The organism is Mycobacterium sp. URHB0021 (assembly GCF_054057895.1).
This window is the reverse complement of sequence record NZ_JBSRZT010000002.1, coordinates 523,394-538,882: the sequence shown is the minus strand read 5'-3', so window position 1 is coordinate 538,882 and position 15,489 is coordinate 523,394. Positions and strand designations below refer to the sequence as shown.

Sequence of the window (15,489 nt, the reverse complement as noted above, 5' to 3'; positions counted from 1 at the left end):
GCCAGAAGATTCACACAACAAGGAGAAGTGCATGAGGAGTAGCAAACGATTGCTCGCTGTGCTCGGCGCTGGACTGGCGTTCGCGACAGTGCTCACGTCGTGCGGCGGCAACAATTCCGCAACCGGGGGTGATACTTCCGCCAAGATTCCGACCAACGCCGAAGAGGTCAACGCCACCATCGACCCGTCGAAGGTGAAGAAGGACATCGTGGTGGCGGTGGACAACCCGTATTACCTGTTCCACGAGGACATCCTGGTGGCGCAGGAGAAGGGCTACTTCAAGGAAGTGGGGATCGACAACGTCAAGATCGTGACTGTCGAGGACCCGCTGCCGGCGCTGATCGGTGGATCGGTGGACTTCGCCCTGTATGACACTGACACCGCCATCGCCGCTGCGAAGAAGTCGAATGCGGGGGTGCGGTATATGTCGGTGTATCTCGGCGGTGAGGCCAACATCCTCGGTGTGCGTGAGGGCATCAACACGGCCGAGGATCTCAAGGGCAAGACGCTCACCGGGGGACAGTTCGGCAGCCGCAACGATTTCCTGATCCGAAAGCTCCTCACCGACAACGGCATCGACCCCGACAAGGATGTCAAGCTGGTGAGCACCGGAGGTCAGTCCAACGAGCGCCTGCAGTCGGTGATCGCGGGCACGGTCGATGGTGCGAGCCTTCAAATCAGGCACAAGACACTGTTGGAGGCCGAGGGCGGCAAGTTCCTCTTCCAGGAACTCGGGCGGGCTCCGCAGAACGGTTGGGCGGCCAACAAGATCCTGACCGAAAGCCCCGAGACCGCGGCCGCCTTCCTCACCGCGACGCTCAAGGCACGTCAATTCATCAACGACCTCAACAACAAGGATGAGGTGCTGAACCTGATGGCCGCCAAGGGCTTCGAGCTCCCGCAGCCGTACCGCGATGCGTACGCCGATGAGCAGAACTCGACCTACCACACCGGTGACGGGGGGTTCGACGTCAAGGACATGGACCAGTTCGTCGACGAGCAGATCAACCTGAAGGTGATCCCGTCGGGCACCGACTGGCATCAGTTCGTCGATTTGGTTCCGCTGTGGCGCGCGCAGAAGGCACTGAACCTGCCCCTGCGGCCGGATCCAGCCGCCATGGCCCAGTGAGGACGGAAACCGCCTCGGCGCACGGACTTCGACTCCTCGGCCAGCACGACCTGGGCGGACGAGGCGACGGCATGCAGGTCATGCGTCACGGCGACACGCTGTACGTCGGACACGCGGGGACAACCGGAGCGGGCACGTCGATCCTCGACGTATCCGCTCCGGATCGTCCCGAGCTGGTGACGCAGTGGGACGCACCCGCCAATACCCACACCCACAAGGTGCAGGTGGCGGACGGTCTGCTGCTGGTCAACCATGAGCGATTCCCCTACCGTCCGAAGAAGCCGTTGGGACCACACTCGGCCGGTGTCGCGATCTACCGCCTGGACGACCCTTTCGAGCCGGAGCAGATCGGCTTCTGGGAATCCGGCGGCAAGGGCATCCACCGCATCGTCTGGGAAGGCGGACGCTACGCCCACATGTCGGGCGTTCCCGACGGGTTCACCGACCGTATCTGGATGACCGTCGACCTGACCGAGCCCGAACGACCGGTGCTCGCAGGCCGCTGGTGGTGGCCGGGGCAGTGGACCGCCGGGGGGGAGACCGTCGACTGGCCCGACGGTCACCGGGTCGCCGCACACCACGGTCTGAGCGAGGGCACGCACACCTATCTGGGTTACGACGACGCGAACCTGGTGGTGCTCGACACGTCCGATCCGACGAATCCTCGCGAAGTCTCGCGCCTGCGGTGGAAAGGCGGGGCGACCCACACGTGCATGCCGCTGGCGGGCCGTGGACTTCTCGTCGTCACCGACGAACAACAACACGACGGCCCGCACGGCGAGGAGCGACGGATTCACCTGGTCGATGTCGCGGACCCCTCGGCACCTCGATACCTCAGGACGGTGCCCTCGCCCGCCGCATCCTTCGACGAGCTGCCTCAACGGTTCGGTCCCCACAATCTGCACGAGAACCGATCCGGGTCCTACCGCAGCAACCGGCTGGTGTTCGCGACGTATTTCAGCGCGGGACTGCGTGTTTACGACGTGTCAGACCCCGAGGATCCGCGTGAGGTTGCACACTGGGTCAGCGAGGCACCGGCCGGGTCACCCGTGCCGCAGGCCAACGATCTGTTCGTCGACGAGCACGGCTTGATCTGGGTCACCGACCGCGGCACCGGGGGCGTGTCGTGTCTCGAGCCGATGTCCGACCTGGCCGATCTGATGGCGGAGGCGGCGTCGTGAGCGGTGCGGCACCCGGTTTCACCGCCGACGGCGTCGAATTGGTCGGCTACCACGATGTCGGCGGCAAGCCGGTTTTCAAGCTGGCCATGCAGGTCGTCGGCGATACCTGGTACCTCTACGCGACGCACTTCTGGGAGCCGCGGCTGTCGATCTTCGACGTGACCGATCCCGCCGACCCCCGCCTCGTCGGCGCCATCGAGGGCCCCGACCATGCCGCCACCTGGCAGGTCCAGGTTGCCAACAACCTGTTGGTCCAGGGCATGGAGCATCGACCGCCCGCATGGGGCGGCGATCCCGCGCTCAACTCCGCCGAAGGCATCCGACTTTTCGACGTGAGCGACCCGACCGTTCCGTGGCTGCTCGGCGAGTGGCGCACCGGTGATCACGGCGTGCACCGCAACCACTTCACCGGTGGCCGCTATGTGCATGTGACGGCGGGCCGTCGGGGATTCGACGGCAACATCTACGTGATCCTCGACATCTCGGACCCTCGCAATCCCGCGGAGGTGGCGATGTGGTTTCTCCCCGAGCAGTTCGTGGACGCCGGCAATCCAACTCGAGCCGGACAGACGCCACCGCGACGCATCTCCCTGCATGGTCCGCCCTACGTTCTGGGTGATCGCGCGTACCTCAGCTACGGTGCGGCGGGCGTCGTCATTCTCGACATCTCCGACATCGAGCGGCCGAGGCTCGTCTCCCGACTCGACATCGGAGCCGCGTTCTCCAGCATGATCGCGATGCACACCGTCATCCCCGTGCCGCAGCGAAAATTGTTGCTCGTCAACACCGAAGCGATAGCGGAACGGCAACAGGAGGCGTACAACTTCGCCGGCATCGTGGACGTCAGCGACGAGCAGAACCCGCGTATTGTGTCGCTGCTGCCGATACCGCAGCCGCCGGCGGACGCGGGGTATCCCAACTTCAGCATGCGGGGCGGGCGCTTCGGTCCGCACAATCAGCACCATCCCCAAGGCCCCGAGCTGTTCGCGGACGACAATCTGATGTTCATGACGTGGTTCAACGCGGGGCTGCGGGTCTACGACATCAGCGACGCCTACCTTCCGCGCGAGATCGCCTGGTATCTACCGGAGGATCCGACAGAACGTCGCGGACTGCTGCCCAAGACCCTGGTCACCCAGTCCGAAGACGTCTTGGTCGACGCACGCGGCAACATCTTCTTCTCCGACAAGAACCACGGCCTTCACGTGGTCCGGTTGGCGGGGCGCTGAACTCCGAGGACGTTCGTGTTCAGGGGCTCGACATCGTCGATGTCAGCCCGAGGTCCTGGAGCACCGTCCGCGCGGTGTTGCGCCCGGGCCGCCCTGACACCGAACCGCCCGGGTGCGACGTCGAACCGGTCAGGTACAGACCGGGGACGTCGGTGCGGTAGTCGAGCCAGCCGGGGATGACGGTGCCGTCGTCGAGGGCGAACTCCCCGCCGTGACAGGATCCACCGATGTTAGAAAGATTGTGCGCCGCAAGGGAGGTGGGCGACTCGGGCCTGATGGCCAGGATGTCGGCATCGGCGATGCCGTGCACGTGCCGGCGCGCGACGTCCAGCAGCACCTGGGTGTATGCCATGGCGTCGGCGTCCGACCATGGCCGGCCGTCGTGCAGCATCGGCGCCGCCGTAAGGAACTTGAACGTCCCGCCGGGCGCGCGCTCGGGATCGACCGCCGTCGACGACATCATCAGCAGCCATGGATCCTCGGTCTCCAGATGCCCGGTCGGCAGCCCGGCCACCTGGCGGAGCAGGCCTTCGGGGCCGCCGAGGCCGCCGGCGGCCGATGTGACCGGGCTGCCATCCAATCGGTAGTGGGCATCCGCGCGCAGCGCGAAATGAACTGCAAACAATGGGATCCCGGGCTGCCAGCACCGTGCGGCCTCGTCGGCCACCGTCGAGGCCGCCTCGAGCATTCCCCGTAGCTCACGGAGATGGCTGCCGGCGACCACGGCCCGGCCGGCGCGGAATTCGCGCCCGTCGTCGGTGCGCACCCCGACGCAGCGCCCCTCCTCGACGAGGAACGACCGCACCCGGGCCGACGTCTCGACGGTGCCACCGTGGTCGGTGATGTGGGCCGCGAGGGCGTTGGGCAATGCGCTTGACCCGCCGACCGGCGTCGCCCAGCCGTAGGCGAGCCGACCCGCCATGATCGCGGCCGGCAGTGCGCCGGTACCGGGCCGCTGCGGCGGCTGCATCGTGGCGAAGGCCATCCAGGCCATCACCTGGCGCGCCACCGGGTGCTGGAATGTCGAGGCGACCACCCCCCACGCGCTGCGCCGCCGCAACCGCTCATAACTGTGCGACCACGGCTCGTCTGGCAGCGGGAGACCTGCGGACAGATAGGCGTGCGCGGTCCGTTGGCCGGTGTTCCACTCCTCGATCATGGTGACCAGGGCGTCCGCGTCGCTGCGGGAGTATCGGGCGAACTCGGCGGCGGTGCCGGCCAGGTCCGGGTGCACTGTCAGCAGGTCGCCGTCGGCCAGCGGGAAGACCACCGCCGGGTCGGTGACGATGTACCGCAATCCGTAGCGCGCGAGGAGCCCCAATTCGTCGTCACGAATCAATGGGTTCGATTGCAGCACAACGTGTGCCGTCGAGCACGAGTCGTGATGCCATCCGGGGAGGGTGAGCTGTTCGGTGGTGGTGTTGCCGCCGATCATGTCGCGCCCTTCGAGCACGGTGACCGACAGTCCCGCCTCGGCGAGGTAGGCCGCGCAGACCAGGGCGTTGTGCCCGGCGCCCACCACGACAACGTCGCCCACCGGCCGGTTCGAAGAGCGTGTGGGCACTGTCGTCCTTCCGTCGGCAAGTTCTCCCCTGCTACGGTGAAGCGTACGCAATCGTTTGCAATCGCGTGATCGAAGAGGTCTGAACATGGACGAATACGTCGCCTCCGCCCGTTCGCACTGGGGTCCCCGCTTCACCGCCAACGGTGTCCCGGCGGCCGACTTCGATCGCGTCATGGGCGGTCTCGAGTCGTGGGACGACTGGTGCGCCGTATGGTCGGCCGCGGCCAGTGTCCACGAGGATTTGGGGATCGAGGCGCTCGAGCAGGGCCGCGTGCAGTCCGCGGCCGCGCATCTGAGCACCGCTGCCGTCGTGTACCACTTCGCGAAGTTCGTCTATGTCCGCGATCTCGTGCAGATGCGGGCCGCCCACCAGGCCGCGGTGCGGTGCCTCGATGCTGCACTGCCGCACCTGGATCCGCCCGGCGAACGGATCGAGATGCCGTTCGAGGGCTCGACGATCTACGGCATCCTGCGCACGCCCGCGGGCCTACCGCCCCATCCGGCGGTGATCTGTGTGCCGGGCCTGGATTCGACCAAGGAGGAGCTGCGGGCCACCGAGCAACTGTTTCTCGAACGCGGCCTCGCCACGTTCAGCGTCGACGGCCCCGGGCAGGGAGAGGCGGAGTACGACCTGCCGATCCGTGCGGACTGGGAGGTACCGGGCCGCGCGTTCGTCGACGCCCTGGCGGCACGCGACGACATCGACCCCGATCGCATCGGCGTCTGGGGAGTCAGCCTGGGCGGGTATTACGCACCGCGGTTCGCCAGCGGCGACGAGCGGATCAAGGCCTGCGTCAGCCTGTGCGGCCCGTACACCTTCGGCGAGAACTGGGACATGATGCCGGCCCTGACCCGCGAGACGTTCACGGTCCGGTCGGGTTCGAAGGACGAGGACGACGCCCGCGCTCTGGCACTGACGCTCACGATGACCGGTAGGACGCCGGCCCTGCGGTGCCCGACATTGGTCGTCGCAGGCATGAAGGACCGGCTGATCCCGTGGCAGCAGGCGCAGCGGCTGCACCACGAGGTCGGCGGGAGCGAGTTCCTGTTGCTCGAGGACGGCAACCATGGATGCGCCAACGTGCTTGCCGCACACCGGTACCGCACGGCTGACTGGATGGCCGCCCGACTCGGAGCGTGGCCGGTCAGGTCTCAGGCGTGGCTCGATGCCGCCCAGTAGTCGGGGGCGGCCTTGCTCGCGGCAAGGTGCTCGGCAGTCTCGAAGCCGGGCGCCATCGACGCCGACGTACCGGCCATGTACTGGTGGTGATCGATGCCGAGCAGTCGGATCCAGCTCTGCTGACCGAAGGTCAATGCGATGCAGCAGCCGAGTTCGACGAGCTCCGGCTCGGAGAAGTGGGCATGCAGACGGTCCCAGAGCGCGTCGAGGTCCTGGCTGCCCCAGGCGATGGCTTCGGCATAGGCCAGCGCGGCCTTCTGGCGGTCGTCGTAGAGGCTGGATGTCTCGAAATTGAGGAGTTCGTCGTACTGCTGCTCCTGGAGGCCAGCCGATGCGGCCTTCTCCGACCGCTGGTTCCCGCAGAATTCACACTTGACTGTTCGGGAGATGTACACCCGGCACAGATCTTTGGTGGCGTGATCGACGACGCCGCTGTGGAACTGGGACTGCCAGCTGTCGGCGAAGGCCCAGAAGGCCTCCGGTGAGTGCGCGCGGACCGCGGAGCTCTCGGGCCGCGGCGTGCCGTGTTTCGCACAACGCTCCATCTCCACCTTCATGCGGTCGTCCATCTGCTCGAAAGGTACGTAGCTGATGCGTTGCGTGACAGTCGGACCCATATCGCTCCTCCAGACAGATGCAATCGATTGTCGTCAGTATGTGCTGACCCTTTTCCAGCGTCAAGACCCGCCGCCGAGATGCTTGTCGAGGAATTCGATCACACCGTCGATGGCGCGTTCCTGCATTTCATCCACCTCGACGGCGCCGTCGGCGCCGATGACGGGAAATATGTAGCCGTGCAACGGGTGATCCCAGGTCACCCACGCCGCATCCTTCCCGCTGGCCGCCAAGAGGTCGTAGCTCAGCCGGAAGATCCCCTGAAGGTGGTCGTCGTCGCGGCCCATCACCAGTAGCGGAATCGAGATGGGCGCGATCCGTTCGAGTGCGAGAGGTTCGTTGATCCGTGATCGTACGAACGCCGGATCGCGCATCTGCATCTCCTCGATGTTGCGGAGATGGGTGTCCGGGTTTGTGAAGGCAGTGTCATCCGGGGTGAGATCGAGGAACTCGTGATTGGCCGGCTCACAGGCGATTCCGGCTTTGAGTGGCCCATCGTACAACGATGCGATCTTGAACAGCATCTCGCCGGCGTGACTCACTCCGACGTGACCGAGTCGGGCAGGGTCGATCTGCGGGTGCCGGGCCACGTCCTCGAGGATGGCGAGTTCGTCCTCGAACTCCAACGGCGAACGATTCATCAGATCCATCCCCTGCCGACGGTCCACGACCAGGCGGCCGCCGAGATGGAATCCGAGCTCGACTTCAGACCTGTACCGACCCCAGGCGCAGGCGTAGCCCGCGTCGAGGAGGCGCTCCATGATGTAGCCGTGCGTTGCGACGCGGCCGCGCAGCCACTCCAAGCCGCCGCCGCCGTTGCCGTAGGCGAGAAACACGAACGGAAGGCCGGTGGCGTCCGGTGACGGCAGGCGAAGGGCGTAGGGAACATAGAGGCCGTCCCAGGTCTCGGCCAGGTGATAGCTCACCGGCCGCGACGACCCCGGCACGGGTTCGGTGATCGTTGGATAGCTGCTCGGTGCGGGCATACGCCGCTCCCATCGTCTGGCTGTCGCAAACGATTGCAACCTATCACGAAGACGTCTCGCCGGCGCCGTGACAGTGTGGCGTGCGTAGCGTCGGGGGTTGTTGTGTTTCGGCTTCAGTTCATCTCGCAGGGTTGGCCGGCACCGAAAAGGCCATTGCGATCTCGCTTCGCGATCTCTTGGCGAGATGGTCTCACCATCGTAGGTGGCGCGCTCGATCCGGAGCGATCGCGTTGCCGCCCTGAGCTTGACGGCGGCGCGACTCCTTCGAGCAGAACTTGCATGCAGCAGTAGATCAGCCCCCAGCCCGGGCCGTCGATTCCTTGGATGGAGGCATTGGTCGATGGAGTCGCTAGGTGGGCAGGTGTGTTTCCGTGATGTGGGAAGCGCTGTCCCAGGATGCGAGCAAGCCGAGCGCGTGTGCGGTGGGTGAGGCCGGTTCGGCGACGTAGATAGTCATGGTGAGTCCGGGGTCTGAGATCATGTCGACGCTCTCGTAGGCCAGTTCGAGGTTGCCGACGGTGGTGTGGTGGAAATTCTTGCTCCCAGCGCCGTGGAGCCGGACGTCATGAGATCCCCAGCGACGGCGGAAATCCACACTGCGAGTCGACAACTCGCCAACAAGGTCGTGAAGCGCCTTATCATGAGGGTCCCGCCCTGCTTCAGTACGGAGGATGGCTACGCAGGTGTCGGCTGCGGTGTCCCAGTCGGGATAGAAGCGCCGGGAGTCCTCGTCGAGGAATGTGTAGCGGGCGAAGTTGGGCGTGTCACCGGGTTGGCTGTCGTAGACCGACGCGTGCATCGCCCGGCCCAGGTGATTGGTGGCCAGTAAATCCATCCGGCCGTTGCGAATGATGGCCGGGGGGCCGATGCCGTCGAGTACCCATTGCAGTGCGGGTCGCGGCGTCCAACGGACGCTGGGACGGCGGCGCGGGCGCATGCCGGCACTGGTGCCGTCCGCGGCATGGGCGAGATGGAACAGGTGCGCGCGTTCGGCATCGTCGAGTTGGAGCGCCCGAGCAAGTGCGTCGAGCACCGATGGCGATACCCCGCCCAAAGAGCCGCGTTCCAGTTTGGCGTAATACTCGACGCTGACCCCGGCCAGCATGGCGACCTCGCCGCGGCGCAGCCCGGGGACCCGGCGCTGGCCGATGTCGGGCAGGCCCGCCCGCTGAGGGGTGATCTTGGCCCGGCGCGATAGCAGGAACTCGCGGACCTCGGTGCGGTTGTCCACCTCTACGACGCTACGTCCCCCGCTCCCGGCGCGCGATGCACTACCGGTACACGTTTCGACAGGCAGTGCCGGGATCCGCCGGGAAGGCGTTACCTGGACGGTGAGCCCGCGGCGAGACTGGCCGGCGCCCTTGGGAGGACGATTGTGCGCGCCACGATGATGTACGCCCCTGCTGACGTGCGGGTCGAGGAGCGGCCCGAGCCCGTCGTCGAAAACCCAACCGACGCGCTCATCAGCCAACGCTGCCCGCCCGTTCGGTTCGGCCGAGGTGTCCTTCACCCCGTGCGCGCGCACTGCCTGGCACACCTACCCCGGCGGACAAACCCTCATCGTCACCGCCGGCAACGGGTGTGCACCCGAAGTCAAGCACTGGCACGGCGCGACCGGGTAGAAGTCGACGTCCGGTGCCAGCGGTGATCCGGCCCGGCACAGCGGTGGCCGCGGCAGCGCTGCTCACCGTACTCGTCGCCTGCAGCACCACGACATCGCTTGCGGATACATCGAAAAGTTGGACTTCAGCGATCGCAATGCCGTGGAGAAGATCGCGCGACTCGATGCCGCGCTGCCCATGACCGGGATGTCCGACGGCGATGACCCCACGCCGCGTGACATCGGCTGGTAGGCCCCAGCGGCGACATCGATACCATCGCCGACCAACTGGGCGACTTCACCGCCACCATCGAACTCGCGACCCGACTCGGCCGATCTCCGGTTGCACGGGTGTACCGCCAATACACCTACCCATAGGAACTTCCCGGCTCGACTTCTGAGGTGTTTCCTGAAGATACCCGGTGCGGCATGGACGCCACACCGAATCGACGTCAAAAGCGCAGCATCACAGTGTGATTGGCAGCGCCTCACGAACAAGGAGCAATTCGATGATCACCCAGCACACCCGCCGCACGTCGTTGACCCGAATCGCGGCGGGCGCGGCCTTGGTCGGCGTGTTGGCCGTTGCCGGCTGCGCACCGTCGAGCTCCGAGACCGCCGCAACCACCACGTCAGCCCTGTCGGGCCCCACGCCGAACCTGCCCGCCGGAGACATGTCGAACGGGGCGGCAAACTTCTACACCAGCGAGCGGGTGAGCGTGCAACCCGTGTCTTTCAAGAACCAGTACGGCATGACCGTCACAGGAAACTTGTTCGTGCCCACCGACATCGACCGCAACGCCGCCAACTCGGCGATCGTGGTCGGCCACCCGATGGGGGCGGTCAAGGAGCAAAGCGCCAACCTCTATGCGACCAAGATGGCCGAACGTGGCTTTGTCACGATGTCGCTGGACCTGTCATTCTGGGGTGACAGCGACGGGCGACCGCGCAACGCGGTCTCACCCGACATCTACGCCGAGGACTTCAGCGCAGCCGTGGACTATCTACGCACGCAGTCGTTCGTGGACGGCGAACGCATTGGCGCGCTTGGAATCTGTGGCAGTGGCAGTTTCGTCATCAGTGCTGCGAAGATCGACCCGCGCATCAAGTCGGTGGCCACCGTCAGCATGTACGACATGGGCGCAGCCAACCGCGACGGACTCCGCAACGCCGTCACCCTTGAACAGCGCCGTCAGATCCTTCAACGAGCTGCCGAACAGCGCGACGCCGAATTCGGCGGCGGGGAGACCGCGTACACCGGCGGCACCCCCGAGAAACTCACCGACCAATCCACCCCGATAGACCGGGAGTTCTACGACTTCTACCGCACCTCTCGCGGCAACAGCCCCGACACCAGCACGCAGCCCACGATGACCAGCAACGTCAAGTTCATGAACTTCTATCCCTTCAACGACATCGAGACAATCTCGCCGCGACCGATGCTGTTCATCGCCGGGCAGAACGCGCACTCCCGCGAGTTCAGCGAGGACGCCTACGCCCTCGCTGCTGAGCCCAAGGAACTGGTCATCATTCCCGGCGCCGGTCACGTCGATCTCTACGATCGCGTCAACCTCATCCCGTTCGACAAGCTGACCGGCTTCTTCCAGGACAGTCTGCGAAACGGGTGACGGGTCTTCACCACAACCGCGGGACCACACGGTGACGATTTGCCGACCCACGTCAGGAGTTCGAGCCATGCCGATAAGCACCACCAAGAACAGTCAGAACGATGACTTCGCGGGCAAGGTCGCGTTCATCACCGGCGCCGGGAGCGGCATCGGACGCGCCACGGCGCTGGCCTTCGCCGACCGGGGCGCCGCAGTGGCCATCGCCGACGTCTCGGCCGAGGCCAGCCGTGGTGTCACCGACGAGATCGTCCGCGCCGGTGGGCAGGCCCTCAGCCTCACGTGCGACGTCACCGTCAGCCGTGAAGTGCAAACCGCCCTACGACAGACCACCGAGGCATTCGGTCGCCTGAACTTCGCCTTCAACAACGCCGGCATCGAACAGCCGCCCACTCCACTCGCCGATATCACCGAGGACCAATGGCAACGCGTCCTCGACATCGACCTGCGAGGGGTGTTCCTCTGCATGAAATACGAGATCCCGCTGATCCTGGCCGCGGGCGGCGGCGCGATCATCAACACCTCGTCGGGGGCGGGGGTCAAGGGCTTTTCAGGCGGGGGCGCCTACGGCGCCGCCAAACACGGGGTGATCGGACTGACCCGCTGCGCCGCACTGGACTACGCGGCGGCCAATGTGCGCATCAACGCCATCTGCCCCGGCATTATCGAAACCCCGATGATGGACCGCTTCTCAGGAGGCACACCAGAAGGACGCGACCGGGTCATCGATCAGGAACCCGTCGGTCGGATGGGCCGTCCCGAAGAGATCGCCTCGGCAGTGATGTGGCTCTGCTCCGATGACGCCGCCTTCACCGTCGGCCACGCACTCGTCGTCGACGGCGGACAGACGGTCGGCTGAACCACGTCGAGACTCGGCGGGTTCAGTTCTGCCGGAACCCGCACCGACCGGCCCGGGCGTGATTCAGCTTCAGTTCGCGTCCTGCCAGATTTCCAACTGGATGCCGTCCGGATCGCGGAGATAGGCCCAGCGCGAGCCGGCAAGCGGACCGTCGGTCAACGTGACGGGCGGACTGCTGAAGACGGCACCGCGCTCGAGCAGCGTCGAGTACGCCGAGTCCATATCGTCGACGCGGAAGCAGACGTGGGTTGCGCCGATGTCGCAGTTACGTGTGTCGAACGGCTTCCCGTCGGGGTTCGAATATTCGAGGAACTCCACATTGACGTTGCCGATGCTGATCATCGAGAATGTCAGCTCGGCGCCTTGGACACCGACACCGCGTTCCAGATCGGGCCCGGATCCATGGTTGACCGGGCCGGGAACGATGCCGAACATCCGCGAATACCACTCGAACGAACGCTTCATGTCACTGACCGTCAGGCCGACGTGGTGAACGCCCTGCAGGGTGAAGGTCACCTGGCTCCCTCCGTATTTAGCCGGCACGGCGCACCGACAGTGTCATCTAACACTATGCCTTGCGCTATGTGCAGTGGAGGCGAACAGGACCGCGCATTTGGCCTCGGCGACGCAAGGCGACCTGCTCATCGATGATGCGGGGCCGACCCGAATTCGATGATGGTTGTTCAGCAGCTATGAACACGGCCGTTCGATTGGCGAGCGCGGCTGGCCTCAGGCCGCCGGCGCCAGCAGAATACGGCTGAGTTGGGTCGTGGTTGTCACGCCGTCGTCATAGCCGCCCTCACCGCCGAGTGCGTTCATGATCGACAAGGTGTAGCGCTGCTGCGGACCGGCGAAGCCAACGGTGTTCACCACCCAACCGCCTTCTTCTTGCGACCACCCGTTCTTGTTACCCGGCATCATCGCGGGACCCGCACCCCAGACTCCCCACCGCTGTTGGCCGTCGACGCGTTGCATTTCCGCGACCACGGCTGTGGTGTCGGCGGGAGTGAGTCCGGTCAGCACGTAGTTCATCAGGCCGTCGAAGTCGTCGGCCGTGGCCTTCTGAAAGCCCCAGTACGGGAACACGTCACCAAATCCCGGTTGAGGACGGATGTTCGGCATGCCGTAGCGCGGAAAGTCGGCGTTGAACGTCTGCGCCGGTCCGCCATAACGCGACCACAACGTGTTGGCTGCCGCATTGTCTGATGAGCGCAGCATCGCGACCATGAGCCTCCGGTCGGCATCGCTGAGTCGGATCGCTCCGGCCCGCTCACGAGTGAGCAGGTCGGCAACCATCGCCAGCTTGATGGTCGATGCCGTCCAGATCGGAGCGCCGGCATGGGCGTTGCGATACCTGGCGCCCGTCACCCGGTCGCGCAGAACGAATCCGACGGTTCCGGGCCGGTTCGCCACGTAGTGCTCGGCTGCGGCGATGCGCTGCCGCAAATCGCATTGGGCGTCCGCAGCACCGCATGCCGCCGTGGCTCTCGGTTGCCCGCCGGCACTTGCGGCGACGAGCACCGTGGCGATCAGCGCGATGGTGAGCGAACGAGGGCGCATCGCCAGTCTCCAATTCCCGGATCCGTGACCCGGGCCAGAGTACCGACGCTCGCACCGCGTAGACGGTTTCAACACGGCTGACGCCCCTTGGTCGGGCCGGGCTGTGACGAGGGCGCCGTTTAAAATTTGCGGTTCCGGCAATTCAGTCTGCGTCAGCTTGGATCGTTAGACCGGAACGGACTCGCCAATGATTGTGCTCGGCATCATCCTGCTCTTGATCGGCTACTTCACTAGCCTCTCAATCCTTTACACGATCGGCGCCATCCTCATCGTGGTCGGTATCGTGTTGTGGATTCTCGGCGCAGTGGGCCGCCCCGTCGGCGGTCGAAAAGTCTGGTTCTAGCAACGTGGCGTGCAGCTGAGCTGAAATCGCCCTGGAGTCCCTTTATTTGGTGGCTACCACCAGGCACAGCAGATCGGCCGATCGGAGAACCTTTGTCAGTCAGAGGAATCCAATCCCGGATGGTTGATGTCAGATCGGGATCTGGAAGTCACTGCACGACGGTGAGACCGGCGAGCGCACACGCTTCGTCCTCCGCTGTGCCGGCACCGCTCACACCGACGGCGCCGACGACACTGCCCTCGACGAAGATGGGCACACCGCCGCCGAAGATGACGAAGCGGCCACCGCCGTTAGCATGCAGGCCGAACAGTTCGCCGCCGGGCGCGGCCAGGGCGGCGAGTTCTGAGGTGGCGGTCCGATTGGCCACGGCGGTGTAGGCCTTGTCGACCGCGAGCACGGGCCCGGCGATCTCGGCGCCGTCCATCCGGCCGAACGCGATGAGGTTCCCGCCGGCGTCCACCACGGCTGCGGACACTTGGATCGACCGCCGCCGGGCTTCTTCGTGCGCGGCCGCGATGATGCGGTTCGCGGTCACCAGGTCGACGGTCATGGCGTCATCACGACGACAAGATAACCGACGTGGCGCCATATGTGCCCGTCACCCCGATCGCCGGCCACCGGCCACCCGGTCCGTCGATTCCACTCCGATGCTGCGCTCGGTGAAGGAGCTGCGATAGTCGCTCGGGGTGGTGCGCCGTTGTCGGACGAAATGGTGCCGATAGGTGGAGGCGGACTCGAAGCCCACCCGGGTCGCGATTTGTTCGATGGACAGCGCCGAGGACTCGAGGAGCGCCCGGCTGGCCTCGATTCGCTGGTCGATCAGCCACTTGATGGGAGTGGTTCCGGTGGCCTTGGCGAACTGACGCAGATAGGTGCGGCGAGACATCGCCGACTGCTCGGCCATGTCGTCCAACGAGATCGGCGAAGCCAGGTTCTGCAACGCCCACGCCATCCCGGCGACGACACCTCCGTCGGTGGTCGGTTCCGCCACCGGATTCTCGATGTACTGCGCCTGCCCGCCGGGGCGATGCGGCGGCACCACCAAACGCCTGGCGATGTCGTTGGCAATTCGGGCGCCATGGTCGGACCGGACGATGTGGAGGCACAAATCCAGGCCGGCGGCACATCCTGCGCTGGTGAGAACGTCCACTTCGTCGACGTACAGCGGCGACGGATCGACGTCGATGGCGGGATAGCGCTGCTGCAGCAACTCCACATAGATCCAGTGGGTCGTGGCTCGCCGCCCGTCGAGTACTCCGGCGGCGGCAAGCGCGAACGCCCCGGAGCAGATGGAGACCAGCCGTGAACCCCGTTGCGACGCAGTCTTGATCGCCTCGACGACGACCGGCGAGGTCGGCTCCTTGACGTTTCGCACACTCGGGATGATCACGGTGTCCGCGGCCGCCAGGGTGTCCAATCCATACGCGACCTGCACGGTGGCTCCGCCGAGCATGCGCACCTGAGGCGTCTCAGCGCACAGCTTGACCGCGTACCAGGGTCGGGGAATACCGGCGGAGAACGTCTCTGACAGGTCCGTGATACCGAAGATCTCCCCTGCCAGACCGGACTCGTAACCCGACATCCCGTCGTAGGCGAGGATAGCCACCATGTGCATGTC

Annotated in this window: 16 protein-coding genes; 8 read left to right on the top strand and 8 right to left on the bottom strand. The window is 65.6% G+C overall.

What is annotated here, in order from left to right:
• Positions 1-31: 31 nt before the first annotated feature.
• The 3 genes from ACVWWN_RS04700 to ACVWWN_RS04690 are packed head-to-tail and all read left to right on the top strand — an operon-like array spanning position 32 to position 3,539.
• A complete protein-coding gene (locus ACVWWN_RS04700) occupies positions 32-1,129 on the top strand; it encodes an ABC transporter substrate-binding protein (protein WP_457142855.1) in 1,098 nt (365 codons plus the stop codon).
• Positions 1,126-2,310 carry an LVIVD repeat-containing protein gene (locus ACVWWN_RS04695; protein ID WP_457142854.1) on the top strand — a complete coding sequence of 395 codons (1,185 nt, stop codon included), beginning with the start codon at positions 1,126-1,128 and terminating at the stop codon, positions 2,308-2,310. The genes ACVWWN_RS04700 and ACVWWN_RS04695 overlap by 4 nt, the downstream gene beginning before the upstream one ends.
• On the top strand, positions 2,307-3,539 hold the full coding sequence (locus ACVWWN_RS04690) for an LVIVD repeat-containing protein (RefSeq protein WP_457142853.1): 1,233 nt from the start codon (positions 2,307-2,309) through the stop codon (positions 3,537-3,539). The genes ACVWWN_RS04695 and ACVWWN_RS04690 overlap by 4 nt, the downstream gene beginning before the upstream one ends.
• A 19-nt stretch (positions 3,540-3,558) precedes the next feature.
• Here the strand turns inward: ACVWWN_RS04690 and ACVWWN_RS04685 are convergent, their stop codons facing one another.
• A complete protein-coding gene (locus tag ACVWWN_RS04685; protein ID WP_457142852.1) occupies positions 3,559-5,076 on the bottom strand; it encodes a phytoene desaturase family protein in 1,518 nt (505 codons plus the stop codon).
• Positions 5,077-5,188: 112 nt separating this feature from the next.
• Here ACVWWN_RS04685 and ACVWWN_RS04680 point away from each other — a divergent pair, with 112 nt between their 5' ends.
• On the top strand, positions 5,189-6,283 hold the full coding sequence (locus ACVWWN_RS04680; RefSeq protein ID WP_457142851.1) for an alpha/beta hydrolase family protein: 1,095 nt from the start codon (positions 5,189-5,191) through the stop codon (positions 6,281-6,283).
• Here ACVWWN_RS04680 and ACVWWN_RS04675 read toward each other — a convergent pair.
• The 3 genes from ACVWWN_RS04675 to ACVWWN_RS04665 all read right to left on the bottom strand — a co-directional run bounded on the left by ACVWWN_RS04675 (position 6,256) and on the right by ACVWWN_RS04665 (position 9,115).
• Positions 6,256-6,900, bottom strand: a complete 645-nt coding sequence (locus ACVWWN_RS04675; RefSeq protein ID WP_457142850.1) for a carboxymuconolactone decarboxylase family protein — start codon at positions 6,898-6,900, stop codon at positions 6,256-6,258. The two genes, ACVWWN_RS04680 and ACVWWN_RS04675, sit on opposite strands and share 28 nt — an antisense overlap.
• Positions 6,901-6,960: 60 nt before the next feature.
• Positions 6,961-7,884, bottom strand: a complete 924-nt coding sequence (locus ACVWWN_RS04670) for an alpha/beta hydrolase family protein (protein WP_457142849.1) — start codon at positions 7,882-7,884, stop codon at positions 6,961-6,963.
• Between the two features lie 349 nt (positions 7,885-8,233).
• On the bottom strand, positions 8,234-9,115 hold the full coding sequence (locus ACVWWN_RS04665) for a helix-turn-helix transcriptional regulator (protein ID WP_457142848.1): 882 nt from the start codon (positions 9,113-9,115) through the stop codon (positions 8,234-8,236).
• Positions 9,116-9,623: 508 nt separating this feature from the next.
• Here ACVWWN_RS04665 and ACVWWN_RS04660 point away from each other — a divergent pair.
• From ACVWWN_RS04660 to ACVWWN_RS04650, 3 genes are all read left to right on the top strand, one after another.
• Entirely contained in the window at positions 9,624-9,737 is a 114-nt protein-coding gene (locus ACVWWN_RS04660; protein ID WP_457142847.1) for a cyclophilin-like fold protein, read from the top strand.
• A gap of 256 nt (positions 9,738-9,993) precedes the next feature.
• Positions 9,994-11,112: an alpha/beta hydrolase gene (locus tag ACVWWN_RS04655; RefSeq protein ID WP_457142846.1), complete on the top strand. Its 1,119-nt coding sequence runs from the start codon at positions 9,994-9,996 to the stop codon at positions 11,110-11,112.
• Positions 11,113-11,179: 67 nt separating this feature from the next.
• Positions 11,180-11,968 carry a glucose 1-dehydrogenase gene (locus ACVWWN_RS04650; protein ID WP_457142845.1) on the top strand — a complete coding sequence of 263 codons (789 nt, stop codon included), beginning with the start codon at positions 11,180-11,182 and terminating at the stop codon, positions 11,966-11,968.
• Between the two features lie 69 nt (positions 11,969-12,037).
• On the opposite strand, the gene ACVWWN_RS04645 is transcribed toward ACVWWN_RS04650, so the two are convergent.
• Both ACVWWN_RS04645 and ACVWWN_RS04640 read right to left on the bottom strand, forming a co-directional pair.
• A complete protein-coding gene (locus tag ACVWWN_RS04645) occupies positions 12,038-12,484 on the bottom strand; it encodes a VOC family protein (protein WP_457142844.1) in 447 nt (148 codons plus the stop codon).
• 213 nt (positions 12,485-12,697) lie between these two features.
• The gene (locus ACVWWN_RS04640) at positions 12,698-13,528 is read right to left on the bottom strand and encodes a serine hydrolase (RefSeq protein WP_457142843.1); all 831 of its coding nucleotides are present in this window, start codon (positions 13,526-13,528) and stop codon (positions 12,698-12,700) included.
• A gap of 187 nt (positions 13,529-13,715) precedes the next feature.
• On the opposite strand from ACVWWN_RS04640, the gene ACVWWN_RS04635 reads away from it, so the two are divergent.
• On the top strand, positions 13,716-13,871 hold the full coding sequence (locus ACVWWN_RS04635; protein ID WP_457142842.1) for a hypothetical protein: 156 nt from the start codon (positions 13,716-13,718) through the stop codon (positions 13,869-13,871).
• 148 nt (positions 13,872-14,019) lie between these two features.
• Here the strand turns inward: ACVWWN_RS04635 and ACVWWN_RS04630 are convergent, their stop codons facing one another.
• Complete coding sequence (locus tag ACVWWN_RS04630) at positions 14,020-14,421, bottom strand: GlcG/HbpS family heme-binding protein (protein ID WP_457142841.1); 402 nt, start codon at positions 14,419-14,421, stop codon at positions 14,020-14,022.
• Positions 14,422-14,469: 48 nt separating this feature from the next.
• Entirely contained in the window at positions 14,470-15,486 is a 1,017-nt protein-coding gene (locus ACVWWN_RS04625) for a helix-turn-helix domain-containing protein (RefSeq protein WP_457142840.1), read from the bottom strand.
• Between the last annotated feature and the right edge of the window lie 3 nt (positions 15,487-15,489).

What these genes read in the sequence shown, in the direction of transcription:
- ACVWWN_RS04700 (WP_457142855.1), top strand. Translation starts at nt 32, where the DNA reads ATGAGGAGTAGCAAACGATTGCTCGCTGTGCTCGGCGCTGGACTGGCG.
- ACVWWN_RS04680 (WP_457142851.1), top strand. Translation starts at nt 5,189, where the DNA reads ATGGACGAATACGTCGCCTCCGCCCGTTCGCACTGGGGTCCCCGCTTC.
- ACVWWN_RS04675 (WP_457142850.1), bottom strand. Translation starts at nt 6,900, where the DNA reads ATGGGTCCGACTGTCACGCAACGCATCAGCTACGTACCTTTCGAGCAG.
- ACVWWN_RS04670 (WP_457142849.1), bottom strand. Translation starts at nt 7,884, where the DNA reads ATGCCCGCACCGAGCAGCTATCCAACGATCACCGAACCCGTGCCGGGG.
- ACVWWN_RS04655 (WP_457142846.1), top strand. Translation starts at nt 9,994, where the DNA reads ATGATCACCCAGCACACCCGCCGCACGTCGTTGACCCGAATCGCGGCG.
- ACVWWN_RS04650 (WP_457142845.1), top strand. Translation starts at nt 11,180, where the DNA reads ATGCCGATAAGCACCACCAAGAACAGTCAGAACGATGACTTCGCGGGC.
- ACVWWN_RS04640 (WP_457142843.1), bottom strand. Translation starts at nt 13,528, where the DNA reads ATGCGCCCTCGTTCGCTCACCATCGCGCTGATCGCCACGGTGCTCGTC.
- ACVWWN_RS04635 (WP_457142842.1), top strand. Translation starts at nt 13,716, where the DNA reads ATGATTGTGCTCGGCATCATCCTGCTCTTGATCGGCTACTTCACTAGC.
- ACVWWN_RS04630 (WP_457142841.1), bottom strand. Translation starts at nt 14,421, where the DNA reads ATGACCGTCGACCTGGTGACCGCGAACCGCATCATCGCGGCCGCGCAC.
- ACVWWN_RS04625 (WP_457142840.1), bottom strand. Translation starts at nt 15,486, where the DNA reads ATGCACATGGTGGCTATCCTCGCCTACGACGGGATGTCGGGTTACGAG.